The sequence below is a fragment of the Bacillus jepli genome, from assembly GCF_047238305.1.
Classification (GTDB): domain Bacteria; phylum Bacillota; class Bacilli; order Bacillales; family Bacillaceae_L; genus Ferdinandcohnia.
Genome location: NZ_JBDFMO010000001.1, coordinates 4,475,835 through 4,500,832 on the forward strand (window position 1 = coordinate 4,475,835; position 24,998 = coordinate 4,500,832).

General features: G+C 37.0%; 26 protein-coding genes. 8 read left to right on the plus strand and 18 right to left on the minus strand.

What is annotated here, in order from left to right:
- Positions 1-3: 3 nt before the first annotated feature.
- The 8 genes from ABC371_RS22765 to ABC371_RS22800 form a co-directional block, all read right to left on the minus strand.
- Complete coding sequence (locus ABC371_RS22765; RefSeq protein WP_412898898.1) at positions 4-1,152, minus strand: SIS domain-containing protein; 1,149 nt, start codon at positions 1,150-1,152, stop codon at positions 4-6.
- Between the two features lie 174 nt (positions 1,153-1,326).
- Positions 1,327-2,205 (minus strand): ROK family protein, encoded by an 879-nt coding sequence (locus ABC371_RS22770; protein ID WP_412898899.1) that lies wholly within the window; start codon positions 2,203-2,205, stop codon positions 1,327-1,329.
- Between the two features lie 107 nt (positions 2,206-2,312).
- The gene (locus ABC371_RS22775; protein ID WP_412898900.1) at positions 2,313-3,044 is read right to left on the minus strand and encodes a GntR family transcriptional regulator; all 732 of its coding nucleotides are present in this window, start codon (positions 3,042-3,044) and stop codon (positions 2,313-2,315) included.
- Positions 3,045-3,101: 57 nt separating this feature from the next.
- The gene (locus ABC371_RS22780; RefSeq protein ID WP_412898901.1) at positions 3,102-4,361 is read right to left on the minus strand and encodes a Gfo/Idh/MocA family protein; all 1,260 of its coding nucleotides are present in this window, start codon (positions 4,359-4,361) and stop codon (positions 3,102-3,104) included.
- A gap of 15 nt (positions 4,362-4,376) precedes the next feature.
- Positions 4,377-5,135, minus strand: a complete 759-nt coding sequence (locus ABC371_RS22785) for a carbohydrate ABC transporter permease (RefSeq protein WP_412899426.1) — start codon at positions 5,133-5,135, stop codon at positions 4,377-4,379.
- Between the two features lie 79 nt (positions 5,136-5,214).
- On the minus strand, positions 5,215-6,144 hold the full coding sequence (locus tag ABC371_RS22790) for a carbohydrate ABC transporter permease (protein ID WP_412899427.1): 930 nt from the start codon (positions 6,142-6,144) through the stop codon (positions 5,215-5,217).
- 95 nt (positions 6,145-6,239) lie between these two features.
- Positions 6,240-7,481, minus strand: a complete 1,242-nt coding sequence (locus ABC371_RS22795; RefSeq protein ID WP_412898902.1) for an ABC transporter substrate-binding protein — start codon at positions 7,479-7,481, stop codon at positions 6,240-6,242.
- Positions 7,482-7,938: 457 nt separating this feature from the next.
- Entirely contained in the window at positions 7,939-8,598 is a 660-nt protein-coding gene (locus ABC371_RS22800) for an HAD family hydrolase (RefSeq protein ID WP_412898903.1), read from the minus strand.
- A 187-nt stretch (positions 8,599-8,785) separates the two neighbouring features.
- Here ABC371_RS22800 and ABC371_RS22805 point away from each other — a divergent pair, with 187 nt between their 5' ends.
- Both ABC371_RS22805 and ABC371_RS22810 read left to right on the plus strand, forming a co-directional pair.
- Positions 8,786-9,226, plus strand: coding sequence for a disulfide oxidoreductase (locus ABC371_RS22805; RefSeq protein ID WP_412898904.1), 441 nt, complete (start codon positions 8,786-8,788; stop codon positions 9,224-9,226).
- A 2-nt stretch (positions 9,227-9,228) separates the two neighbouring features.
- Positions 9,229-9,708 carry a thioredoxin family protein gene (locus ABC371_RS22810; RefSeq protein WP_412898905.1) on the plus strand — a complete coding sequence of 160 codons (480 nt, stop codon included), beginning with the start codon at positions 9,229-9,231 and terminating at the stop codon, positions 9,706-9,708.
- Between the two features lie 68 nt (positions 9,709-9,776).
- Here ABC371_RS22810 and ABC371_RS22815 read toward each other — a convergent pair whose 3' ends face one another.
- A complete protein-coding gene (locus tag ABC371_RS22815) occupies positions 9,777-10,178 on the minus strand; it encodes a DUF5365 family protein (protein ID WP_412898906.1) in 402 nt (133 codons plus the stop codon).
- A gap of 493 nt (positions 10,179-10,671) precedes the next feature.
- On the opposite strand from ABC371_RS22815, the gene ABC371_RS22820 reads away from it, so the two are divergent.
- The 4 genes from ABC371_RS22820 to ABC371_RS22835 all read left to right on the plus strand — a co-directional run bounded on the left by ABC371_RS22820 (position 10,672) and on the right by ABC371_RS22835 (position 14,260).
- Positions 10,672-11,583 (plus strand): RluA family pseudouridine synthase, encoded by a 912-nt coding sequence (locus tag ABC371_RS22820; RefSeq protein ID WP_412898907.1) that lies wholly within the window; start codon positions 10,672-10,674, stop codon positions 11,581-11,583.
- A gap of 90 nt (positions 11,584-11,673) precedes the next feature.
- A complete protein-coding gene (locus tag ABC371_RS22825; RefSeq protein ID WP_412898908.1) occupies positions 11,674-12,546 on the plus strand; it encodes a sulfite exporter TauE/SafE family protein in 873 nt (290 codons plus the stop codon).
- 79 nt (positions 12,547-12,625) lie between these two features.
- A complete protein-coding gene (gene pepV, locus ABC371_RS22830) occupies positions 12,626-14,032 on the plus strand; it encodes a dipeptidase PepV (protein ID WP_412899428.1) in 1,407 nt (468 codons plus the stop codon).
- 129 nt (positions 14,033-14,161) lie between these two features.
- Positions 14,162-14,260 (plus strand): YjcZ family sporulation protein, encoded by a 99-nt coding sequence (locus tag ABC371_RS22835; protein WP_412898909.1) that lies wholly within the window; start codon positions 14,162-14,164, stop codon positions 14,258-14,260.
- Between the two features lie 47 nt (positions 14,261-14,307).
- Here the strand turns inward: ABC371_RS22835 and ABC371_RS22840 are convergent, their stop codons facing one another.
- On the minus strand, positions 14,308-15,273 hold the full coding sequence (locus tag ABC371_RS22840) for an alpha/beta hydrolase (RefSeq protein WP_412898910.1): 966 nt from the start codon (positions 15,271-15,273) through the stop codon (positions 14,308-14,310).
- Between the two features lie 156 nt (positions 15,274-15,429).
- On the opposite strand from ABC371_RS22840, the gene ABC371_RS22845 reads away from it, so the two are divergent.
- A complete protein-coding gene (locus ABC371_RS22845) occupies positions 15,430-15,870 on the plus strand; it encodes an OsmC family protein (protein WP_412898911.1) in 441 nt (146 codons plus the stop codon).
- A gap of 140 nt (positions 15,871-16,010) precedes the next feature.
- Here ABC371_RS22845 and ABC371_RS22850 read toward each other — a convergent pair whose 3' ends face one another.
- From ABC371_RS22850 to proC, 3 genes are all read right to left on the minus strand, one after another.
- Positions 16,011-16,928, minus strand: coding sequence for a ketopantoate reductase family protein (locus ABC371_RS22850; RefSeq protein WP_412898912.1), 918 nt, complete (start codon positions 16,926-16,928; stop codon positions 16,011-16,013).
- Between the two features lie 81 nt (positions 16,929-17,009).
- On the minus strand, positions 17,010-17,936 hold the full coding sequence (locus ABC371_RS22855; protein WP_412898913.1) for a VanW family protein: 927 nt from the start codon (positions 17,934-17,936) through the stop codon (positions 17,010-17,012).
- Between the two features lie 366 nt (positions 17,937-18,302).
- Positions 18,303-19,127, minus strand: a complete 825-nt coding sequence (proC, locus tag ABC371_RS22860) for a pyrroline-5-carboxylate reductase (protein WP_412898914.1) — start codon at positions 19,125-19,127, stop codon at positions 18,303-18,305.
- A gap of 117 nt (positions 19,128-19,244) precedes the next feature.
- Here proC and ABC371_RS22865 point away from each other — a divergent pair, with 117 nt between their 5' ends.
- A complete protein-coding gene (locus ABC371_RS22865) occupies positions 19,245-19,382 on the plus strand; it encodes a hypothetical protein (RefSeq protein WP_412898915.1) in 138 nt (45 codons plus the stop codon).
- Positions 19,383-19,419: 37 nt separating this feature from the next.
- On the opposite strand, the gene ABC371_RS22870 is transcribed toward ABC371_RS22865, so the two are convergent.
- From ABC371_RS22870 to ABC371_RS22890, 5 genes are all read right to left on the minus strand, one after another.
- Complete coding sequence (locus ABC371_RS22870) at positions 19,420-19,977, minus strand: DNA-3-methyladenine glycosylase I (protein ID WP_412898916.1); 558 nt, start codon at positions 19,975-19,977, stop codon at positions 19,420-19,422.
- A gap of 51 nt (positions 19,978-20,028) precedes the next feature.
- The gene (gene helD / locus ABC371_RS22875; RefSeq protein ID WP_412898917.1) at positions 20,029-22,353 is read right to left on the minus strand and encodes an RNA polymerase recycling motor HelD; all 2,325 of its coding nucleotides are present in this window, start codon (positions 22,351-22,353) and stop codon (positions 20,029-20,031) included.
- A 180-nt stretch (positions 22,354-22,533) separates the two neighbouring features.
- Complete coding sequence (locus tag ABC371_RS22880) at positions 22,534-23,469, minus strand: SDR family NAD(P)-dependent oxidoreductase (RefSeq protein WP_412898918.1); 936 nt, start codon at positions 23,467-23,469, stop codon at positions 22,534-22,536.
- Between the two features lie 81 nt (positions 23,470-23,550).
- Positions 23,551-24,132 carry a TetR/AcrR family transcriptional regulator gene (locus ABC371_RS22885; RefSeq protein ID WP_412898919.1) on the minus strand — a complete coding sequence of 194 codons (582 nt, stop codon included), beginning with the start codon at positions 24,130-24,132 and terminating at the stop codon, positions 23,551-23,553.
- 152 nt (positions 24,133-24,284) lie between these two features.
- Positions 24,285-24,992 (minus strand): TerC family protein, encoded by a 708-nt coding sequence (locus ABC371_RS22890; protein ID WP_412898920.1) that lies wholly within the window; start codon positions 24,990-24,992, stop codon positions 24,285-24,287.
- Between the last annotated feature and the right edge of the window lie 6 nt (positions 24,993-24,998).

Consider the following 24,998-nt stretch of genomic DNA (forward strand, 5'->3'; position numbering starts at 1 on the left):
TTCTCATTCATAATCGTAGATTGTTACGCCCTGAACGACTCGGCTAATGACACCATTTGGACTTGGATTATCTGGTGAAATGCCTAGATTGATAGACTTTTTCATTGCTAATGTTTGAGCAAAAACAATATATAATAAGGCTAAGTAAAAGTCGTTTTTCAGTAATTCTACAGATGGATTCACAGAGAACTTCCAATCTGCATATTCCTCTACTGTTTCATCTACTTTTTCTGTTAATGTGATGACTTTAACTCCTTGAATTCCTGAAACTTCTTTAAGAATATCAAGATCATATTTTCTTGTATAAGAGTCACTTGATAGGAATAATGCAACAACAGATTGATCATTAAGAATTGATTTTGGACCGTGACGAAAACCTAATGAAGATTCAAATGTTGCGACTACATTTCCAGCAGTTAGCTCCAGCATCTTTAAAGAAGCTTCATGAGCTAATTGGCCAAGTAATCCTGAACCTAGATAGATGATACGGTTAAAATCATATTCCAACACATCGTCTACCAATGCTTCCACTGTATGAATCAATTGCTTTCCATTATCAATCACTAGGTCCATCTCTTGTTCAAAAGACGGATTGTTTGTAAAAAATGCGTATGCCATTAACAGCATGCAAGAAAAACTACTTGTCATTGCTAACGATTTATCATTCGCCTCTTCAGGTAGTAGGATAACTAGACTATCCTCATCATCCTTTACGTTTTTGGCAAGCTGTCCCTCTTTGTTACAAGTAATTACTACCTGATAAAAATCTTTGACTAACTGTTGCCCAAGATTAACAGTTGCTACACTTTCTGGACTATTCCCAGAACGTGCAAATGAAACAAGAATGGTTGGAATATCTGAAACTAAATATTCACTTGGATTAGATACAATTTCTGTTGTTGCCACAGCTTCGAAGAAGACTTTATTTTTAGCTTCTTGTTTAAAGATTGGTGCGAGAATATCACCGATAAAAGCTGATGTTCCTGCCCCTGTAAAAATAACTTTAACAACTTCATGTTTTGAGTATATTGTCTGTAGAAAACCTTTATATTCATCCTTTTTTTGTAAAAAAAGTGAAATTGACTTCTCCCAAACATTTGGTTGTTGGAATATTTCAGTACTTGTATGAGTGGCTCCTTCTAACTTCAACATAAATACATATCCTCACTTTTATATTTTTCTATGATTCTTTTATTATTGTGAAATTCGTGGCTAAGACCTTTCAATACCCCAAAGGTTTGGTGTTAAGGTCTTAGAATTTAATGCCAATCATGACTAAAATCCTTTAATCACTAGTAATCTATAAGCGACATTTTTATTCACTGCTTACGAATAAAACACTTTAAGTCCTGCTCCTAGTACACCTGCATTTCCCTTTGACTTACTCAAATACATGCGGTTTATAGCAGATTTTTGTTCTGGAATACAGTACTCTTCCATTTTTTGTTTTATTAATGGTAAGAGAAAAGGATTGTTATTACTAACTCCCCCACCAAATACAATTTTTTGAGGATCCAATAAACATGTAATCGAATAACTACCATGAGCGAGTGACTCAACAACTTGTGAAATCACAGACTTTGCATAATCATCATTTTGTTGGTACTTCTCAAAAATTTCTTTGGCTGTCATACTGCCGTTCGTTAATCTTTGGATAGATGGGCCTGATGCCGCTTGCTCAAGTCTTTCGTGGCCTTTTCCAGATATAACTGGCAATAGGCCTAGTTCACCAGCAAAACCCATTCCGCGAATAAAATCTCCATTGTGAATGATTGAAACCGCAATGCCTGTACTGATTGTAAAATATACAAAGGTTTCATTTGGGTTTGCTCCATTTAGACTCCATTCAGCTAAGGTTGCCATATAAACGTCGTTATCTATTACGACTTTATCTAAAGAAAAAGTATCTTTTATTCGCTGCGCTATCGGAAAATCCTTCCAGGGTAAATTATTTTGAAAAAGAGCAATGCCTGATTCTCTATCTAAAATTCCTGGTACCCCCACTCCGATTCCCTCAAGTTGTTGAATGGTCAAATGAGATTCGTTCAGAACATTATTGATTACTTTTACAACTTGCTGAAACATCTTTTCTTTGTCGTATGGGTCACTTGGTATTTCTGAACGGTGATAAATGTTCATATCTTCATCAATGATTGCCGCGGCAATCTTTGTACCACCGATATCCACTCCTAATGCACGTTTCATTTATTCTCACCTCACCCAAAAAACTATTACCTCAATGTATAGAAAACCTTTTAAATAAGTACCCCCTGGATAGGGCGATTCTTATTCTGAGATACCATTTGTCGGAACTAAGATTTATTTCCTGGATTTAATTCAATAGAATACGAAAATTTATCTCCACGCGCATAGGATACGGTGTATTCAACAACTAACTGATTTTCAAACGTTGTCCTTTCAATCCTTAGGCTCGGCACGGATTCTGAAATACCAAAAATATCTCTAATTTCTTTTTCTAACAATACAGCGTGGAATCGTTCGTGTGCATTAGTGATTTGCACTCTGTAGTCTTTACTAAAAATCTCATACATAGGTAATTCTTCTAATCGTTCTTTTGTTAAATTTTCAAATCTACTTACTGGTAAAAAAGACGTTTCGTACATCATTGGTTTAAGATCTGCGAGACGAAGGCGTGTGATTTCATAAACTTCATCACCCTCTTCAATCTTTAATTTTGCCGCAACTTCCGAATTACAAGGCAGCTTTTGAAAATCAAGTACTTGTGACGATGGGGTTTTGCCTAGTTTCTTCATTTCATTTGTAAAGCTATAAAAATTCACAAGACTTTGGTCATATACCATTGGGGAAACAAAGCTTCCTTTGCCATGCTTCGTAGTAATATAGCCATTTTGTTCTAATAATTCCATTGCCTTTCGAACAGTGGTACGGCTCATTTGATACTGTTCACATAGCTCTCTTTCAGATGGTAACTTATGGTGCTCCGGCCAGGTATTATCCTCTATTTTTTTTACCAATTTTTCCATTAATTGATAATATAATGGCAATTGGACATTTGACATCATATCTACGAAAACCTCTCTTATTTAATCGAAATTCCATTTCACGTGGGATTAATCAATTTAAGTTAGTGAAACAGACATCTGATTATTTTTTACATATTCATCAAAATCAATTGTTTTTCCAGTTTTTCTGGATTCTTCTGCTGCAAATACAATTAAATGGCTATCCCTTGATACAGTTGGGGAAGTTAAACTTTCTGTTATCCCATTTGCTACACGGTAAACAAAGTCTTCCATGATACTTGTATCCGCTCCCATATGACCTCCATCCATTGTCATAGGAGTTATTACTTCTGATTTTCCATTGTAGTAAGAAACAATAATTTCATTTTTCGTATCATCGCCCTCGATGGTCCCTTTTGTCCCCATTATTTTGAACTGGCGACAATTGTTTGCCGTAAATCCAGACATTGTAAATGCTACAGTGATATCTTTATCAAAAAGTAAATTCACTGTTTGATGGTCGACTACATCATTATCAGAGCGCCATACACAACGACCGTATGGACCTTCTTGAATTACTTTTAGACGACTCTCGATGTCCGAATTAGCTGTAATTGTATTTGCTGGCCATTCGTCACGATCATGTAGATACCATTTAACCGCAGAAAATGGACATTGTTTTTCTATGGCACAATCTAAGCATCGTTCTCCCGAACCTTCTGGAGCATTTTCTTCCTTGAAATAGGATAATTGACCGAAAGATGATACTTTTTTACATCTCTCACCAATCAACCACTGAAGCATATCCATATCATGACAAGATTTCTGTAATAACATTGAGCTAGAAGTTTCTTCTTTTCCCCAATTACCACGAACAAAGCTATGAGCTTGGCGATAATAGCCAACATTTTCAATCCATTGGATAGACATAATATCTCCAATTACTTTTTGATCTAAAACCTGCTTCAACTCCTGATAAAATGGGGCATATCGTAACACGTGACAAACGCTGAGTAAAACACCCTTCGCTTCAGCTGCTTCCGTAATCTCCAGTACTTCGCTTGGATTAGGAGACATTGGTTTTTCTAAAAGGATGTTGTATCCCTTATTAATCGCCTCCATCACTGGTTCATAATGTAATTGATCGGGCGTACAAATTAGAATCGCATCACAGAATTTATCTTGGTCTAGCAATTCTTTCCAGTCACTATACCGTTGATTTTCTTCGATGCTGTGAGCTTTAGCAAACTTGTTTCGCTTTTTTTCATCTGTATCAGCTACTGCTACAAACGAAATTTCGTTCGGATATTTTAATGCATATGTTCCGTATGAATAATATCCTCTACCACCTGCTCCAATAAGTGCTGCTGTTATCATTTTAAAAAAACCTCCTTATTTCCCTCCTGTTAGTGCAATTCCTTCAATAAACTGCTTTTGTAAGAATACAAACAATACTACCATCGGAATCATTGCTAAAAATGAACCTGCCATTAGTACTGGATAGTTTGTCGAATATTGTCCTTGTAATGAAGCTAAACCGACTGATAAAACCATACTTTCTGTAGAGCTATTCACAATTAACGGCCACATTAAATTGTTCCAAGCAAAAAGGGTGGTATAGATTCCAAGTGCAATTAGACCCGGTTTAGCAAGTGGAAGCATAATTTTCCAGAAAATCTGAATATGGTTACAGCCATCTAATCGTGCGGCTTCTTCTAATTCTTTTGGTAATCCCATAAAGAATTGGCGCAAAAGGAAAGTCCCAAATGCACTAAACAAGCTAGGTAAAATAACCGCTGTCAATGTATTGAGTAATCCTAAATTCGCTATAATTTCATACTGAGGTAATAAAAAGACCTGGCTAGGTACCATTAATACGGAAAGTACGAGTAAAAATAAAACATTCCTGCCAGGAAACTCAATCCGAGCAAATGCATAAGCAGCTAATGAACAGAATATCAATTGTCCAATAACGATTACTATCGTAACAATAAAGGTATTCTTCATGAATGTAACAAATGGTAGTAATTCAAATACTTCTACATAATTACTCCAATTAAAGGATGTCGGAAACAACAATGGAGGTACTTGAATTGATTCAGCATATGTCTTAAATGTTGTTAAGATCATCCATACAAAAGGCCCAAGCATTGATATCGAACCCACTAGCAATAATAGATGGACGAGCGGTTTCCCTTTATTAGTCCCAATTTCCACTTTATTTCCCTCCTCAGTCGTAATGAACCCATTTCTTTTGTAACTTCATTTGTACCGCTGTAATCAAAAGAATAATCACAAGTAATAATGTCGTAATCGCTGACGCATAACCCTTATCACCTAACACGAATGCATGTTGATAGAAGAGATATACAATCGATTGAGTTTTATCAATAGCAATACTCTTATCACTGACAATCATAAATATTAAATCAAACACTTGAAATGCGTGTATAAATGAAATAATGGATACAAAGAAGATAATTGGCGAAAGTAATGGCAACGTAATTTGGAAAAAGGTTCGGTAGGGACCTGCACCATCAATTAATGCAGCTTCATAATACGTTTTTGAAATTCCCTGCAAACCAGACAAAAAGATAATCATGTTGTAACCAATACCACTCCAAATTGCAACAACAATAACTGCGTAAAGAGCAAAGTTCGGATCAGATACCCAGTTTGGTCCTTGTATACCCATTTTGGATAAGAGGAAATTAATTAATCCATAGTCTCCGTTATACAACCATTTCCAAACCATTCCAATGGCTGCAGGCATCGTAACAACTGGCAAGAAATAAATCGTACGATAAATGGATTTTCCTTTTATCTTTTGATTCAGCAATACCGCTACAAGAATGGCAAGAAATATCCCAATCGGTACTGTAAATAAAATATAAACAAATGTATTTTGGAAGGACTGTCCTAACTGGCCGTCTGAAAACATACGGACATAGTTGTCTAACCCAATCCATTCAGAGACTCCAAAAGCACTTCTTTCTGTAAAACTAAAATACGTATTTTGAAGAATTGGCCAAAAGTAAAAAACAGTTAATCCAATCATTAGAGGGAAAATCATGAGATATCCCCAAAAATAATCTGAACGTTTTTGGGATTTTGCATAAGATGTTGTTTTAATTTTTTTTGGATTATTTATTGTCCTCATTTTTTCAACTTCAGTAATAGATTTGCTCATTTTGTCACCCCTTTAATGAACTTAGAAGGCTAAGTAAAATTCACTTAACCTCCCTTGCATACTTACTATTTGTTCAAAATCCCTTCAGCTTCTGCTGCTAATTCCTTCGCTGCATCCTCTACGCTTATTTCTCCACTCCATGCTCTCTTCAAAATATTTGTTTCAGATGACCATAATGCACTAGTTTGTTCAATATTTGGTAAAGGATGAGAATATTCTACTGCGTCTAAAAAGACCTGTAAGTTCATCGTAGGTACTGATTTTATCCACGCATCTTGCATACCATTCAATGCAGGAATAACCGTACCGGTTTCAGCAAATACTTGCGCAGCATCCTCTGAACCAAGGTATTTGACAAATTCCCATGCAGCTTCTTTGTTTTTTGTTTTTGCTGCAATAACATTCGCTAATCCGTGAATCGTAACGGCACGCTCTTTTCCTTGTGGTAATGCTGCAACATCTAAATCTGGATTGTCTTTAAAAATAGGTACCCTCCAAGAACCATCAAAAATCATTGCCAATTTACCAGACATAAACATGTCAACAGACCAGGATTCTGTTAACTGTACATATGTAGGTGATAATCCTTCATCTATAAAACTGTACCAATACTCTAGGGCTTCAATCGCTTCTGGCTCAGCAAAACCTGTGTTTTTACCGTTATCAGTAATGATTTCCCCACCATTTTGCCAAATCAAATCATAGTAAGATCCTTGGTTCTTTAAGTCTGCTGCAATACCATGAATTCCTTTTTCTTTATTTGTTAGTTTTTCGGCTGCTTGTTTTAAATCTTCCCAAGTCCATGTTTCATCAGGATAGGGAACACCTGCTTCGTCAAATATTTTTTTATTATAAAATAATCCTGTTGTATCAAAATCTTTTGGTATTCCATAAACCTCTTCATTAATTGTGTATAAAGATGTCAACGTTTCTGGATAATTGGACAAGTCAACTTCATCTTGTTCAACAAGGTCAGTTAATGGCAATAGTACTTTACCATTCGCAAAGCGAGCCACATTCGGACCATTCATCCAAAACACATCAGGCATGGCCCCACCATTGGCAGCGGTTTCAAGTTTTTGAAAATATTGCTCACGAGGAGTTAATTCGATTTCTACTTTAATGGTTGGGTTTTCTTTCTCGAAATTTTCAATAATTTTTTCAACTGCTGGTACTTGGTCCTTATTCCACATCCCATATTTTAGAGTAACGTTATCCCCTGCACTTTTTTCTCCACCTGAACTACCACATGCTGCTAACACCATCATGGAAATAAGTATTACCAATAGTCCCATAATTTTTTTCATAATAATTCCTCCCTTGTTTATAACTTTTTGTGTAGTGTTGTAATGATGTCATTACCAGTTAGGTTAAAATAAAGAAGTAATGATGTCATTACCAGTTGGTTCGTGATTAATATATCACGAATATAAAACGCTTTCAATTACTTTTTTTAAAAATTTTGTAGTAAATTCTCTTACACTAGCCTAACTCCTTCCGAATTAATCGTACTAAAGCTTTTATGTAATAACTATACTAGGAAAGAATTAGCCAAATTGCGCTCCGTAGAAATAGACACGATCAAAAAACAAGTAAATAGTATTTTAAAGAAATTTAATAAACGAAATACGAAAGAAGTTGTAAAATTATTAAATGAACATGAAGTGAAAGACATTATTAATAATATCGCCTAAATTAAAGCGGGTGGCTATTAAAAGCCATCCGCATTCAATAAACATACTACTTACTAGATAAAACTAGAACTTAATTTTTTTCAATCCGTTCAAGCAATTGTTTTAATTGAACCGCCGCCATCGACTCCAATCGATGATCAACTTCACAGAAGTCCAAATCCTTCGTAACTTCGTTCGGGACAATTACACAGTACATTCCGGCACGCTTTGCTGCTAGTGCTCCATTTGCGGAGTCTTCAAAGACTAGACACTCCTCTGGTTTCACACCTAAGCATTTAGCTGCCTCTAAATATAGGGTCGGGTCGGGCTTTACCTTTTCAACGTCGTCTGAGGTCCGAATACATTCAAAGTAATCAAACAAGCAAAGATTTTTTAAATGAGAAGAAACCCACTCATAATCTGAGCTCGATGCTAGACCGACTTTTAAGCCTGCTTTCTTGGCAGCGGATAGATACTCTTCGACACCTGGCAAGGGGCCTTCGTTTTTCATTCTCTCATTAAACCGGTCCCGTCTTAGCTTGGTTAATTCCTCATGGTCAATCTTCTTCCCAATTTGCTCTTCTAAATATGTAAGGGCATTGAAACCCGCCTGCGTTCCAATGACCTTCCCCCATACGGACATTGGTAGCTCTGAGCCATGCTCTTGAAAGATTTCATTTAACACATTGTATTCATTTGTTTCTGTATCATATATAAGTCCGTCAAAATCAAAAATAACTGCTTTTATCAAAAAATCATCTCCTATCCTTGTAATCCACCTTCTATTATAAGGAAAGATAGAGTAAAGTCCATTTTCTCCTTAGTCAGCTTTGTCACATTTTGTTCACAACAACATCTTAACTTCAAGATTTTACATTTTACAATCACTAGCTGTGATACTATAATTTTGAGTATACTTATGTGGAATGAGGGATTCGATGAACTCTAAAATAAACGAAAAAATGCTGGAGACGTATTTATTTATTGCCTTTGCCGCCGCATTAATATCCACACTTGGAAGTCTCTATTTTTCTGAAATCCAAAAATTTGTCCCATGTGAATTATGCTGGTACCAGCGAATTTTTATGTACCCTCTCGTAATCATTTTGGGAATTGCTATTGGTAAAAAGAACTACTCCATCGCACTCTATACATTTATTCTTTCTCTTATTGGTGGCTCCTTCTCGATCTACCATTACCTTGTTCAAAAAGTTCCTGCTGTTGGTGAAAACTCACTTGCTTGTGGAGTTGTACCTTGTACCGGTCAATATATAAACTGGTTTGGCTTTGTAACAATTCCTTTTTTAGCTTTAATAGGTTTTACAATCATTGCAATTACTAGCTTTATCACATTAAAAACGTTGAAAGAAGGGAAATAGATTTGAAAAAAATTATCATTTTTACAGCCGTTATCGTTGTTCTGTTTGGAGGACTTGCCTTTATAACAACAACTCAAAACAAGCAAAAATCCGAAGGAAATCCTTACGGAAAAGAAAAACTTGATCCTGCGACAGTTAAACAGCTCGATGATCCAAACTACCAAAATCAAATTCTGCCTGATGAGTTAGAGACAAAATTGAAAAATGGCGAAACCATGACTGTGTATTTTTACAGTCCAACATGTGTACACTGTCAAAATACCACTCCAGTAATCATGCCAATGGTTGATGAAATGGGACTTGATTTGAAAAAATTAAATCTACTTGAATTTAAAGATCAATGGAACAAATATGGCATAGATTCTACACCTACACTTATTCACTTTGAAAATGGTGAGGAAGTTTCACGTCTTGTTGGTTATCACGAGGACCATAATGATTATAAAACGTGGTTCGAAAGTGCAATGGCAAGTTCAAAATAAAAGGAAATCCCTGCTCACTAAATTGAGCAGGGATTTTTTGTACGTTAAGGCTCATGATGCCTTATGTATTAAGCCAAATATTTATTTGCTGGCTTTGAATATTTACTTAAACCTTCCGGATTGTTCACACTTTGAAATTCTTCAATCGTAAACGGAAATAAATAACCGTACTCATTTAAAATTTGCACATTCTTTGCAAATAATTCTTCATAGTATTCCTGGTAGCCCTCTTCTTGAATCGTTTCCAGTACTGCAATCAGAGCTTGAAGGCTTGATATAACTTTAAAAGCCTTGTCCAATGTTCGGTTATAGTAAACGTCTTCCTCTTTCGGTTCTAATACATTCCATTTTTCAAACTTTCCAATATACTCATCTTCGAAATAGATTGGAAAGATGGAAGAATACATGTAATCGATTAGCTCCGTAATGTGATGTTCCTGCTCCGGAGTTGATGCTACTACAATTTTCAATGTAAAACCCACCCTTATATCTCCATAATAATAAGTATAGAATAACATAGGATTCCTTACTTATGGTACGGTAAGTCTTTCCTCCATATCCACTTTCTCTTTCATTCATTTCGTGGATTGGATATACTTTTTAACATGAACATTTTATGAAGAGGATATCTTGCTCGGTTCTTTATTAAAGTGCTCTTCATACTCGCTATGAAGAGGATTTTAAGCACGATTTTCATTCAGATTACCTTTCATTCAGGCTATGAAGAGGGATATACTTGAAATTCCCACCCAAATTCCCCTTCATTCACACTATGAAGAGGATTTCGCGCACGATTTTCATTCAGATTACCTTTCATTCACGCTATGAAGAGGGATACACTTGAATTTCACACCCAATTTCCCCTTCATTCACACTATGAAGAGGATTTTAAGCACGATTTTCATTCAATGTCCTTTTCATCGAAACACCCGATACAATATTTCTAGTAAAAGAGGTTATCATATGTTAACAAAAAGAGTAGGAGAATGGTTTGAAATCCAGGTTCCAAAGGACTGGAAGGGCCTGACCATCGAGGAAGTGTTAAAAAACGTTTGGTCGATGCCAAAGCAAATGCTTTATCAATTACGTATGGAAAAAGGCGTGAAGCTTAAAGGTGAAGCCAAGCCATGGAGCACAACTCTCACACATAACGACAAACTGCAGGTCCATCTTTTTATAAAAGAGGAATTTGGCGTCGAGCCGGAATATGTTCCAGACCTACACGTTTTATTCGAGGATGACCATCTTTTAATTGTCAACAAACCGCCTGGTATGGATACACACCCTAACGAAGATGGACAGCTTGGGACACTTGCTAATGCGGTTGCCTATCATTTTCAAATGAACGGTATTCAAACAAAAATCCGGCATATTCATCGACTCGATCATGATACAACCGGGGCCGTCATATTTGCTAAGCATAAACTTGCTTCGGCCATTTTAGATCGCCGACTCGAAAAACGTGAAATCAAACGAACCTATCTCGCTTTGGTACATGGAATCATCAAACAAAAAAAGGGAACAATCGAGGCTGCTATCGGGCGAGATCGTCATCATCCAACTCGCAGAAGAGTGTCACCAACAGGGCAAAAGGCGATTACGAAATTTCAAGTCCTTCAAACATTGCCAAATAAAAAAATGACCTTAGTAGAGCTAGAGCTTTTAACAGGCCGTACCCATCAAATACGTGTACATATGAGCTATTTAGGTTACCCGCTTGTAGGGGATACATTATATGGTGGACAACCAATTGTTCAAAGGCAAGCCCTCCATGCAGCACGGATACGTTTAGAACATCCGTTTACAAATGAAAAAATCATGTGTGAGGCGCCTTTCTTAGATAGCCCGCCTATTTTCGAAAAGATCGTAGACTAATTTTACAAATACTAGGTCTGTACACATGCGGAAAATGCATTTTTTCTATATACTTAGATAGAGAAGTGGAATAAGGAAAGGAGTTTGCCATTGCAGGACTTACTTATTTACGTCATATTAGGTCTTTCTATAGGAGTAATGTCCGGTTTTTTTGGAATTGGCGGTGGTTTTATTCTTACACCAACGCTTATCCTAATGGGATTTTCTCCAGTGATCGCAATTGCTACAAGCTTATTGTATACCGTTGCTACCTCCCTTTCCGGTGTAGTTGCACATTTTCGACTCAAACATATTAAATGGGAAACTTCCATTATTATTGGACTAAGTGGAGTTATCGCCACCCAGTTTGCACACCCATTTGTTATATTCCTTGGAAAGTATCAATTAGAAAACACTGTTATTCCATTGATGTATTTAGCGCTCATCTTGTATTTTTCAATATCCATACTTGTTAGTAAATCTCCTAGCAAGGAACAAGTAGCTGAAAAAACGAAATTTGCATATGGAAAAATTGTGTTAATCGGGCTATTCGCCGGCTTTATTTCAACAGCATTAGGTGTGGGCGGTGGCTTTATTATCGTACCATTGTTAATGAGCGTGTTATCGTTCCAACCAAAATATGCAGTGGGTACAAGCCTGCTTAGTGTATTCATGATTGTTGTCGCTGGTTTTGCAACCTATGCGTCAACCGTTGAACTTGATTATGGCGTAATCGTAAGCCTCATTATAGGTGCACTTATTGGTGGTCAGCTTGGCGCAATGGTTACGAATGTATATGAAGATAAACAGGTACGCTATTTCCTCGCGGGTCTATATATCGCAACCGGAGTGAGTCTCATATTTAAACTGTTTCATTTAGACTTTGTTGGTCTGCTCTTTCTATTGATTTACTGCTTATATATGCTTATACATTTTGTCCTTCACACTCTTAAAATTCGTCTTAAGGAAAAAGAAGTTGGTTAACAACACCATCCCTACTATGTAAAGGATGGTGTTTTTTAGTATATAATTAAACTAATGAAAATCTGTTTGAGGTGACATGATGAACTTTTATGAGGAAGTATTGAAGAGAAAAGATGATCTAATTAGGGATTTAGAATCGATTTTACGGATTGAAAGTGTTAAGGATCTTGAAAGCGCAACTAAAAAACGTCCGATGGGTGATAAAATTGGTGAGGCGTTGGAAACCATGCTTTCCATTACAGAGTTTGCTGGATTCAAAACAACCAATATTGAGGGAATGGTGGGATATTCCGAATATAGCCCTGTTCAAGCTGAAGATTACATTGGAATCCTTTGTCACTTAGATGTTGTCCCTGCAACGGGGGATTGGGTATCCCCACCATTTGAGCCTACGATTCGAGATGGAAAACTATATGCAAGAGGTGCCATTGATGATAAAGGTCCAACGATTGCTGCCTATTATGGACTCAAAATTGTAAAAGAACTTGGGCTTCCTTTAAAACATAATATTCGCTTAATCTTTGGAACCGATGAAGAAAGTGGCATGAGCTGCATGAAAAAATATGTTGAAGTTGAAAAAGCACCATTAGCTGGCTTTGCACCTGATGCGGACTTTCCGATCATCCATGCTGAAAAAGGACAAATCAATGTTAAGCTTGGACTTCAAAATGTATCAACTAGTGAAAAGGGAGATTTATCTCTCTTCTCCTTTGTTGCAGGTGAAAAAGGGAATATGGTGCCAGATGTAGCCGAAGCCAAAATGATCGGACAGAACGATACACTCGTTCCGAACTTTTTGAAGTATTGTAAGGAAAAAGGGGTCGTATATTCCTATTCACAAGATGGAGACCAAACCATGCTTAAGTTGGTTGGGACTTCAGCTCATGGGATGGAACCTCATAAAGGGGTTAATGCTGCACTACTATTAGCTTCATTCCTACAGCAGTATTCGTTTGAAGAAAGCGCCAATAACTACATACAATTCATATACGAAACGCTCTATAACCAATTCAAAGGTGAAGGGTTAGGGATTGATTTTTTAGATGAGATTACCGGCCCACTGACTGTGAATGCAGGTATTTTCACATTCAAGAAAGACGAAATTGCTGAGATACACTTAAATATTCGATGCCCGGTAGAAACGAATTATGAAGATACAATCGAAAAATTAACAATAACAGTCGAATCATATCATTTTAAAATCACATCCCTTGCTTCTAAGGAACCCCATCATGTTCCGAAGGATTCACCATTGATTAAAGCCCTTCAAGAGGTTTATGAAGCAGAAACAGGTGACGAACCTACCCTATTAACAACTGGCGGAGCCACATATGCACGTTTTATGAAAAATGGGGTTGCCTTTGGGGCCGTTTTCCCAGGTAAACCTATGACCGCTCACCAAAAGAACGAATATATCGAAATTGATGACTTATTAAAAGCAACTGCCATTTACGCACATGCAATCTATCGATTAGGAAATTTATGATTCATAAAAAGAGGTTCTTCCCTATTTATATAGGTTGAAACCTCTTTTTCGATTTCTCCATGTTTGTCCATTTCACATTTGCTGCTCCCCCATAGTATATAGTGACTCTGAGAAAAGGAGGTGCTGTATATGAGCTATGGCGGAGGCGGTTATAACAACAGCTTTACGTTAATTGTAGTTCTATTTATCCTATTAGTCATTGTAGGAGCTTCTTTTATGAGCTACTAGTCGTTTAGGTTTTTGGGCGTATCCACCGCGTATCCCATAATATCTCCTCATTTAGGTGTTCCAGAGGCAGTCCTTTGGGGCACCTTTTTTATGTGCATATCTAACCAATTGATCACATCTTTGTAAACTTCCTCTTTATTGAGTTCATTTAAGATTTCATGTCGACTATTTTCATATAGTTGGACCGTTATATCCTTCATTTCTACGTTTTTATACATATTTGCCGCTTCGAGAACTCCTTTTGAATAGTTTCCTACAGGGTCCTTATCTCCAGCCATAAAGTATATCGGTAATTCTTTCGGAATATGTTGATTTTCACTGTGGTTATTTACTTTTTCTACACCACTAACAAGGTCATAGAAGAAGCCTGCCGTGAAAATTCCACCACAAAGAGGATCAGCGTTATACTTGTCAACTTCTTGATCATCCCTTGAAAGCCAATCAAATTCTGTTCGATTCGGACGGAAAGATTTGTTGTAGCTTCCAAACGTAAGCTTGTTCATAAGAGGACTCTTGGTTTTCTTTCCTTTTCGTTTCATTTCAAACTTGGCTATCCCAATTCCGACTTTGCCAATAAAACCTGGGTCTCCTCCTGTTCCTGAAAGAATAACACCCGCTAACTCGTCACCATGTGTTTGTATGTATCTCCGTGATAAAAAGGAACCCATGCTATGTCCGAACAGAAAAATAGGTACGTTTGGATGATTCCTTTTAATGATATCAGTTAGCTGAAGCATATCCTCGACCACAAGATCAAACCCATTTTCGTCTGCAAAAAATCCCATTAGTTTTGCATTTGTGCCTGTTTTTCCGTGGCCGCGATGGTCATTTCCATATACAATATAACCTTCTTTAGTGAGTGACTTTGCAAATAAATCGTAGCGTTCAATATGCTCTGCCATCCCATGGGCAAGTTGGACGATTCCTTTCGGAGTTACATCGGAGCTTTCCCACTTTTTACAGTAAATCGTGACACCATCTTCAGATAAAAATGTAAAATCTGTACATGTCATCACCTTATCCTCCTTTTTATGTCTATTATATTCTGAAAATTGGATGTTAGATATAAAGTAGGTATTCTTTATTTTCTGATAAATCCCTTTCGTGTTTCCATTTTTTGTGCATATAATAAAAGCAGGTTACTAGAAAAATAGAGGGGAATGAACAACATGAGTTCTTTTATAGTGAAAGGTATTTGGAACGGAGATCGAAATGGAGAGGGCACGATTACCACAGATGGATTTCAAACTGCCGTGTCTGCTCCAAAGCAACTGGATGGTCCAGGAATTGGCGCAAATCCTGAGGAATTGCTAATTGCTGCCGCTACAAATTGCTATATGCTTACCCTTGCTGCTATCCTGTCAAATCGTGATATTGAATACACCCATCTGGAGGTTGAGACGGAAGGTACAGTTGGTAAGGACGGCAAGCGCTTAATCTTCGAAAAAATTGTTCATAAACCACTTATTTTTGTAAAACAAGCCGATGTTGAACTTCAAGAAAAATTAATTCAACTTGCGCATCGAGCTGAAAAAGCTTGCTTCATCTCGCAAACACTAAAAGGCAATGTTGAAGTTAGTGTTGAACCTGTTGTAAAAGTGGTTGGGTAAAAAGATTTTTTTGTTGTAATCAGCTAGTGGCAGTATTTTTGAATTAGTGGCAGTATTTCTCAAATAGTGGCAGTATTATAGACTATGATCCTATTAAAAGATGAAAAGGCAGTGCATCTACACACTGCCTTCGTCTCACCTTATCCTCTTTGTACTTCATAAACCTTTAAGTTAGAATAAATGACCTCTAATAAAGGTGTTTCAATGCCTTTTTCCTGGGCAATTTTATATAAATAGCCTTGTAATTGATCACCCTCAATATCCAAACCTTTTTCCATATCTCGCTGCATCGACGACTTCATATCGAATGTCATTTGATTTGTTGTTTTTACGTGTTTTTCCTCAATATCATCATCGATTGGTGCACCGATCGCTCGCATCACAGAACCGATTTCTTTAAATAGGTTTAAAATTAGCTTTTGACCATTTTGCTCTTCACGAATCGGACCAATCGGTGATCTCATTAACGTTGTAACACCTGAAAATCCAGTGATAAACATGTATTTATGCCACATTTCCCGAATAATATTGTCACTTAATTCAATATTTGTTTTTGTTCCAGACATAACTTCTGCTAATTTTGAAATACGCCCTGTTCGTTCCCCGGAAAATTCTCCAAATAACGCGCGATGGTTCGGGCTTGTCTGAACGATTTTACCTTCAGCATCCAAGGTTGACTCGATAAAACATAATCCACCTATTACATTTTCTGAATTAAACGTAGACTTTAAAATATCCACATGACTGTAGCCATTTAATAGTGGTAGAATCATCGTGTCTTCGCCCACATATGGTTCAATACTATGTAATGCACCTTCAAGGTGATATTGTTTTGTTGATAAAATGATCACATCGAATGGACCCGCTTCTTCACCTGATTGGATTGTCTTCGGTTGAAGTGTCACATTTCCATGGATGCTTTCAATTTGTAGTCCATGCTCCTGTAGTTGTTTTTGTCTTTTTTCACGGACTAAGAAGGTTACGTCTTCCCCTTTTTCAAGTAGTCGCCCTCCAAAATAACCGCCAATTGCCCCTGCTCCTACAACTAGTATTCTCAAAATCTGCAACCCCTTTCAATATGAAACTATCAATATTATAACAGAAAAAAGGCCAGCAACGCTGACCTCCTTCCCTACTTTTTAGTTAGAAACATAATTTGCTGCGGAGCGAACTTCGACTGTTATTGAACTGGCGTTTACAGTCGTTTTCAAAACAACTGGATATGGACGATTATTGGCAAACTTAAAGTCCAAATAAGGGTAAGCAACTGTTGCATCATGCCCAAGTGGAACATATCCGACAGGTTTTGAATGGTGGTGAAGCTCAGTGATTTCAAGGCCCGCTTTTGCAACAGCATTATAAAGAGTACTCGACGTTTGGCATATGCCTCCACCATACCCTGGGACAAATTCCTTATTGATAATAACGGTGGCTAGCGCATATCCATTTTCCTTAGATCCATTTCCGACCACATAGTTAAAAGAAAAACGATCGCCAGGTCCTAACACAACATCGTTCACTTCATCTGCAGACTTTTCGATATTAAAATTTCTCCCAGTTACAGATGGATTGAAATAAGTTGTAAAGCTTCCAAGAACCACTTCACTAATGCCTTGTACCTGTTCCTGTGTAACATTTGGATTCGTTTCTTCAATCGGAAGGACGACTTGTTTATTAAAAACGGAATTATCTAGTATTCTAGTGACAAGCTCACTTTCTTTTAAAATCATTTGGCTTTGCCCACGTTGCAATTCCCCACCAGCACTAAGTTTAACTGGTTTCATAGGGCGGTCAATCGTGGCAGCTAAATCACTTGCAAGTTGAACTGCTTTCGCTTTTAATTCTTCTTCGGTTTGGAACTCATCTTTGTTCAGTACTTCAACGACACTATTATCACGTGGATCGATTATGGAAATTTCACGTGTGTCGATGACTTGCTTTGTTTCAATTGTTTCCACAGGTGAAACTTGATGTAGCTCCACACTCACTGGTTCTTTTTTCTCGATGAGACTGCATCCACTTAACAATAAAACACCTAATAATAATGGCAATGTTGTTTTCTTCAAATTACTCTCTCCCATGTTTTTTCTTTTTGTGGACAATGTTACAAATATTAAAAAGGATTAACAAAAGACTTACATAGGAATTTTATTAATGAAAAAAGAATATATTCCTATTTGCTGCAAGTTCTTCATTGCCTTCTCATGTATGGGAAATAGACTAGGATGATTGGAGAATAAGAAGTGAAACTGTAGTGAAAGTAGAAGTTTTGCGAAAGAAGAAGGTAATCTTTTTCACCTTATTAGACGTTGGATCATTTGAATTTGTTACAAAAATTTGTAATATTTGTCATATTTTCATTATACATTCTTTATAAAGAACAAATCAATCAAAAAATCTGCAATCGAGAAATTTGATTGCAGAATTAAAAGTTAATTGGAGCCACAAGAACCGTCCCTATGGTCCCTTGATTTTTGTGTGCAGCTTTCCATGGCTGCGATTATAGCGGAGCGGAAGCCGCGTTTTTCGAGGGTTGCGACTGCTTGGATAGTCGAGCCTCCTGGGGTGCAGACATCGTCTTTTAGTTCGCCGGGATGTCTTTCTGTTTCTAGGACCATTTTGGCTGCACCTAGTAGAGCTTGTGAAGCGAGCTTGTACGCTTGTTTCCTAGGTATCCCTTGCATAACTGCTCCATCAGCTAATGCTTCGATAAACATATATGCGTAAGCAGGAGACGAACCACTCACTGCAGGGATGGCATCCATGTGTTGTTCTTCGATAACCTCAGCCTTTCCAAACCCTTCAAACAGACGTACAACTTCAGCCAAATCTTCATTCGTCATATATGAGTTACCACACAGTGCACTCATCCCTTCTCCGACTAATGACGGGGTATTTGGCATTGAGCGAACAGCCTTCATAGGACGTTCAAACTGCTTTTCGATAAACTCAAGGGTTATTCCAGCGGCAATTGTAATAATGATGGTTTCATTTTTCACAACTGCTTTAACCTCATTGATTACTTCACCATACATATCTGGTTGAACTGCTAAAAATAAATAATCAGCATTTTCCGCTACTTCTTTGTTGTTACGTGTTGTTCGTATTCCATATGTTTTCCCCACTAATTGTAGGGTTTCTTCTGTTTTGGCACTCACGATCAATTGCTGTGGAGTTGTGACCTCGGAAGCAATCATCCCCTGAATCATTGCTTGAGCCATTTTTCCACAACCAATAAAACCAATAGATTTATTCATGTTAAACCTCCTCCACTTCTATTATAGAGAAGTTATCGTGATAATGCGAAACTCCAATATACAATACATACTATTTAAAAGAATGGACAAACTATTCCAAAAAAGAGGTGAAGAACAATGCAACGATTTGAAAGACTCCTTGACACGGTGTTTGGTTATACCGGCTGGCATGACCTCACAAACACGCTGCCATCTAGAGAACAAGAACTGGGGTATTTGTATGAAGAGGAAGATGATAACGAACCAATCATCTAAGTAGTAAGGGGCTTTCCAATTATGGAAGCCCCTTTTTTTATGTACGGTTATAACAATGACAGCTAACAATATGGTCATTTACCATTCCGGTTGCCTGCATAAATGCGTAGCAAATTGTCGAACCCACAAATTTAAAACCACGCTTTTTTAAATCTTTGCTTAACCGATCACTAATTTCCGTTGTCGCGGGTACTTCTTCTAATGTCGTAAAATGATTTTTAATCGGTTTTCCATCTACAAATGACCAAATATATGTATGAAAGCTTCCAAATTCCTCTACGACACGAAAGAATGCTTTGGCATTTGTGACAACCGCGTTGACTTTTAGCCGATTTCGAACGATTCCTTGATTTGATAAGAGTTCTTCGATTTTCTTCTCATCATATTTCACGATTTTTGCTGGTTCAAAATGCTCAAAGGCCTTGCGATAATTTTCTCGTTTTTTTAAAATGGTGTACCAGCTTAAACCAGCTTGTGCCCCCTCTAAATTCAAATATTCAAAGAGCAAACGGTCATCGTATACAGGGACACCCCATTCATGATCATGATAGTTCATATAAAGAGGATCCTCATTCACCCAGCCACATCGTTTCAAAACTCTCCCACCTTTTTCAAGAAAATGGAGCCAGCAGAGCTGACTCTTTTTTTATACTTCCAAATATTTATCCTGATCAATCTCATCAAAGAAAAAGCTTCGTTGGCCTATTGAGAAAAGCTGAAGTTCATGCATAGCACGTGTACATGCCGTATAAAAAAGCTTTCGTTCATATTCTCTTCCGTACACTTGATTGGATGCATTATAAATAATAACCGCATCAAATTCAATTCCTTTTGCTAAATAGGTTGGCAACACGAGAATTCCTTTATCAAAATGATAAGTTTCCTGATTCATTAAACGCACAGGGACTTCATTCTTCAACATTTCAAAGGCTTCCTTGCTTTCTGCTTCAGTTTTACAAATCACTGCAATCGTTTCATGTCCCTTATCTTGAAGGTCCTTTATTTTCGAAAGGACTTCTTTGTGAAGTTCTTCTTTCGTCTCCACTTCTTTGAATTGTGGAAGTGACCCAGAGCGGGTAAAGGCTTGAATTTCATTACCACCTACCACAATTCCTTTTGAAAATTCAACAATTTCTTTTGTAGAACGATAGCTTTTCTTCAGTTCAATGACTTCATAATTTTCTTCCTCATAAAGCTCAGGAGATAATAATGTTGGTGCATTCATAGAGTGTGCATAGATCGCTTGATTATAGTCCCCAAGTATGGTCATGCGACAATTCGGGAACAACTGTTTCAAATATTCAAATTGAAATGGTGAATAATCCTGAGCTTCATCGATGAACAAGTGACGGATACCTGTATTTGACTTTTTCCCCTCAATTAAATCCTGTAAATATATAAATGGAGTAGTATCCTCATAATTCAAATGATTTTGCTCAAGTTTTTCAATGGTATACGAACAGATTTCACTCCAATGTTGCGTTACCTTTTGCTCTTTCGCATGTGTAAATAATTGCTTATAGACTGCTTTTCGATCAAGATATGCAAGCTTTTTAATCGCTGCTTTTATCGGTTTAAAATACTTCCTGACAATTTCCTTCGCAATTAGTTTTTCCTCACGTTCATAATCATCAAAGGTCTCCTCGGAGAACTCCTGTTTTTTCTGTAATTGTTTAAAGATTTCAAGATGGTCCTCCTTCTCCATCAGTTCAGCTTCCTGAAGGACCCAATCTTTTTTACGTTCTTTTCGCTCGTACTTAATCACTTCTTTCATCAACCACTCTGTGACGATCACAAGTCGATTTGGAATCGAAATGGACGGATCCAGTGAGTAGAAATACTCCGCAATCGATTCTTTAGAAACAATTATTTTCTTTTTAAACTTTATGTCTTTAAAAGGGAGACCTCGTTCTTCAAGTTCTTTTACATATGAATCAATAAGTGCCTTAAATTCAAGGCTCGCTTTGTAGTGGATCGCTTGGAGTCTTACATCATAATCAGGGGTTTCCATTTCTGTTAGTAAATATTCCATTTGTGAAAATGGATCTTCCACATCAAAAAGACTACCTAATCGATGTCGGGCGTATTCCTGAAAAGTGGATTGTTGCATATTTTCTTCTCCAAGCTCAGGTAAAACGGTAGCAACGTAGCTATTAAACAATGGATTCGGTGAAAATAGCATAATATTATTTGAGCTAAGCTGTTCACGATAACGATAAAGCAAATAGGCAACACGCTGTAGGGCAGCTGACGTTTTCCCCGAACCAGCTACACCCTGAACAATTAAATACCGACTTTTTTCATTTCGAATAATTTTATTCTGCTCTAATTGAATCGTCGCAACAATGCTCTTCATTTGTGTGTTGGCCTTATTGCCAAGTACCTCTTGTAGCATTTCGTCCCCGATTGTAACCCCTGTATCAAACATCGTTTTCAGACTACCATTTTTTATGATAAATTGCCGTTTTAATGTCATTTCCCCTTCGATTGTCTCAAACTGGGTTTCATACTGAGCCTGACCTGGATAATAATCATAATACATACTAGAAATCGGTGCTCTCCAGTCAAAAATTAAAAAATCATCTTCAGCTTCATCCAGTAATGAGGCAATTCCAATGTAAATTGTTTGTTCATTCGTCTCGCCCTTTTCAGCAAAATCAAATCGGCCAAAATAAGGTGAATCCTTCAATCTTTCAAGAATTTTAATCTGTTTATAAATCTGCCGATGGTTTCTTTCACGTTCACCTAATAGTTCGGATTGTTGTTTTATACTTTGAAATGTTTCAATGACGTCATCAGGTTCGTCAAGATTGACCGTTACATCTTCCCAAAATGCATTTCGAAGATCGATAATTTCACTTTTTACGTTTCCTACCTTCGATTCGATGGCAGCTTTCTTACTTTCAATGACCTTCAACACATCTTCAAGTCTGTCTTGTTCCTGAATCCAGTCTGCATTTTGTTTCTCCATGAACACCACTCCTCGTATACGTGAACTTTTCGTCTCTTCCCTTGAAATGAATAGTTGACAACCACAAAATTTAGTTATATAATTATAATAGGGAAATTTGAACGCATTTATGAACACATTCAAAAAAAAAAGACAGAACAATGACATCTTACCATGTCGTTCTGTCTTTTTCAATGTTTTTTAGCTATTTTTCACCATATAGTCCAAAGTTCTTTTTATTCCCTCCTCATAAGGTGTTGCAGGTAAAGGACCGATTTCCTGCTCATATTTTGATCCATCTAAAACAACCGGATCCTCCGTTAAGTACAGCATTTCTACAACCTCTCTCATTTGTTTATCAAAAATGCCTAAAAATCGAATCATTCCCTTTGTTACTTTCGAAACGGACTTTTGGTATTGTAAATGACTGCGTACTATATTTATAATCTTCTCTCCCGAAATCACTCCTGCAGCTGGAATATTCCAACTTTGGCCATAAGCCTTTTCATATAAGGCAAGCTCTACAATTGCTTTTGCCCCATCAGGTGTATAAATATATTCCCTTTCATTTTGTTGATTTCCTACGAACATCGCCTTTTTATTTTGAATTACCTTATCAAATGTGTACGTTAGCATCGCATTAGCTGCATTGGGTCCATAAAAATCAGGAAAATGCGCAATAAGTACGGGGATATTTGCCTGAAAAGCTATTTTCCCCAGTTCCACCCGAATTTTCCCCTTCTTTGTATGCGGATTTTTTGGATACTTTTCATTTACTTTGCTTCCGTTTCCACGACCGTAAGAATAAATATTATCAACAATTGCAAGCTTACAGTTTGCTGATTCAGCTGCTTGCACGACATTTTTCATTAAAGTTGGCTGTTTTTCATACCATTCACTATACGGAATATTGATCGCATGAAAAATAACATCCACTCCTCTGGCAGCATTTATTAAATCTAGCTGATTAAATACATCTCCAGCGACAATTTGGACTCTTTCTCTGTTTCTAAAAAGCTGCTCTAATTTTTCTTTAGTTCTTGCAAAAGCCGTTGCCTCAATACCTCTTTCTACTAATTCTTCAACAATTGCATAACCCATTCCACCTGAAGCACCTAATACTAAAGCCTTTTTCATAAAATCAGCTCCCTTTTTTATTTATTAACCGGTGGTCAATATAATACAAAAAATAATTTCAAATCGGTTCGGGAAAGTCTGTTACACTTTCCCGTCTAAGATCGGCTTTAAAATATATTCAACATGAGATCGCGCCAAATTTTCCACATCGTCATAGGGCTGATTGCTTCTACAATAATGTGTGACAAAACCATGAATTGATAAGAAAATTGACCAAATATCCTGAATACTAGCTTTTCGGTTGCTTAAAGTCAATATTACATTTGCAAACATTTCATAGCTTTCATTTGGCTCCTGTTGAATATAACTCTTTACTTCCTCATCATTGATTAAAAACATTAATTCATATTGGCTTTTATGTGTAAGCCCGAATTCAATATACCCTAACAAAATTTTTTTCAATTTTTCATCTGGCGGTATGTCTTGAGTGATGATTTGATGTAAAACCTGGTTTAGCAGACCAAAGTCCTGAACAACCATTGCATAAAATAAATCAGCTTTATTGTTAAAATGATAATAGATGGCGCCATGGCTATACTTTAATTCCTTTGCAATCTGGCGCATGGAAACATGCTGATAGCCTTTCTGTACAAAGAGTTCATGGGCAACATCCATTATTTTTTCACGTGATAATTCCTCTTGAACCTGTTTTCTTGGTGACATTTAGTCTAAATCTCCTTTTATTAACCACTGTTCAATAATAATGTATTCCAGATTAAACCAAATGTCAACTGCTTCATGCACATTTTTAAAAATAAACAATACAATATAACAGTAAAAGCGGACCCCTACACGAGTCCGCCTTGATTTCATTATTATTCAGCTTTGCTTAATACTTGTTGTTCTTGTTGCTCTTCAGCTTCATTCGCTACTTTCTTTTGCTTCATGTAGCCAATTCCTACAATGGCAGCAACGACAAGGATCTCAAATCCATATTTCACAAATCCATTACTAAATACAGAGCTTAGGAATGGTTCTGCAACGATCATCTTCGACGCAGTCCAAGCCAAAATCGCTGCACCAATTGTAATGATGATTGGGAAACGTTCGACTAACTTAATGAACAATGTACTTCCCCAAATCATAATCGGAACTGAAATAATAAGTCCTAATACAACGAGTAAGAAATTACCTTGTGCAGCTCCAGCAACCGCTAATACATTATCTAGACCCATCAATGCGTCTGCAATAATAATGGTTCGAATCGCTGCCCAGAAGCTTCCGACTGCTTTTATTTCATGACCTTTGTCATCGGATAATAGATTATAAGCAATCCATATTAGAAGGATACCACCGATAAGGCGTAATCCTGTAATTTCGAGAAGCCATACAACTGCTAGGGTTGCTGCAATCCTAATGGCAATTGCCCCTACAGTTCCCCAGATAATTGCTTTCTTTTGTTGTTCCTTAGGCAACTTTCTTGCTGCCAATCCGATAACAATAGCATTATCTCCTGCTAACACCAAATCAATCCCAATAATAACTAAAAGTGCTGTTAAAAACTCTACGCTAAAAAATTCCATCAAAGA

Excerpts from the sequence above, each read along its gene's own strand:
- ABC371_RS22765 (WP_412898898.1), bottom strand. The coding sequence starts at position 1,152 with ATGTTGAAGTTAGAAGGAGCCACTCATACAAGTACTGAAATATTCCAA.
- ABC371_RS22770 (WP_412898899.1), bottom strand. The coding sequence starts at position 2,205 with ATGAAACGTGCATTAGGAGTGGATATCGGTGGTACAAAGATTGCCGCG.
- ABC371_RS22775 (WP_412898900.1), bottom strand. The coding sequence starts at position 3,044 with ATGATGTCAAATGTCCAATTGCCATTATATTATCAATTAATGGAAAAA.
- ABC371_RS22780 (WP_412898901.1), bottom strand. The coding sequence starts at position 4,361 with ATGATAACAGCAGCACTTATTGGAGCAGGTGGTAGAGGATATTATTCA.
- ABC371_RS22785 (WP_412899426.1), bottom strand. The coding sequence starts at position 5,135 with ATGCTTGGGCCTTTTGTATGGATGATCTTAACAACATTTAAGACATAT.
- ABC371_RS22790 (WP_412899427.1), bottom strand. The coding sequence starts at position 6,144 with ATGAGGACAATAAATAATCCAAAAAAAATTAAAACAACATCTTATGCA.
- ABC371_RS22795 (WP_412898902.1), bottom strand. The coding sequence starts at position 7,481 with ATGAAAAAAATTATGGGACTATTGGTAATACTTATTTCCATGATGGTG.
- ABC371_RS22805 (WP_412898904.1), top strand. The coding sequence starts at position 8,786 with ATGAACTCTAAAATAAACGAAAAAATGCTGGAGACGTATTTATTTATT.
- ABC371_RS22820 (WP_412898907.1), top strand. The coding sequence starts at position 10,672 with ATGTTAACAAAAAGAGTAGGAGAATGGTTTGAAATCCAGGTTCCAAAG.
- pepV (WP_412899428.1), top strand. The coding sequence starts at position 12,626 with ATGAACTTTTATGAGGAAGTATTGAAGAGAAAAGATGATCTAATTAGG.
- ABC371_RS22835 (WP_412898909.1), top strand. The coding sequence starts at position 14,162 with ATGAGCTATGGCGGAGGCGGTTATAACAACAGCTTTACGTTAATTGTA.
- ABC371_RS22840 (WP_412898910.1), bottom strand. The coding sequence starts at position 15,273 with ATGACATGTACAGATTTTACATTTTTATCTGAAGATGGTGTCACGATT.
- ABC371_RS22845 (WP_412898911.1), top strand. The coding sequence starts at position 15,430 with ATGAGTTCTTTTATAGTGAAAGGTATTTGGAACGGAGATCGAAATGGA.
- proC (WP_412898914.1), bottom strand. The coding sequence starts at position 19,127 with ATGAATAAATCTATTGGTTTTATTGGTTGTGGAAAAATGGCTCAAGCA.
- ABC371_RS22865 (WP_412898915.1), top strand. The coding sequence starts at position 19,245 with ATGCAACGATTTGAAAGACTCCTTGACACGGTGTTTGGTTATACCGGC.
- helD (WP_412898917.1), bottom strand. The coding sequence starts at position 22,353 with ATGGAGAAACAAAATGCAGACTGGATTCAGGAACAAGACAGACTTGAA.
- ABC371_RS22880 (WP_412898918.1), bottom strand. The coding sequence starts at position 23,469 with ATGAAAAAGGCTTTAGTATTAGGTGCTTCAGGTGGAATGGGTTATGCA.
- ABC371_RS22885 (WP_412898919.1), bottom strand. The coding sequence starts at position 24,132 with ATGTCACCAAGAAAACAGGTTCAAGAGGAATTATCACGTGAAAAAATA.
- ABC371_RS22890 (WP_412898920.1), bottom strand. The coding sequence starts at position 24,992 with ATGGAATTTTTTAGCGTAGAGTTTTTAACAGCACTTTTAGTTATTATT.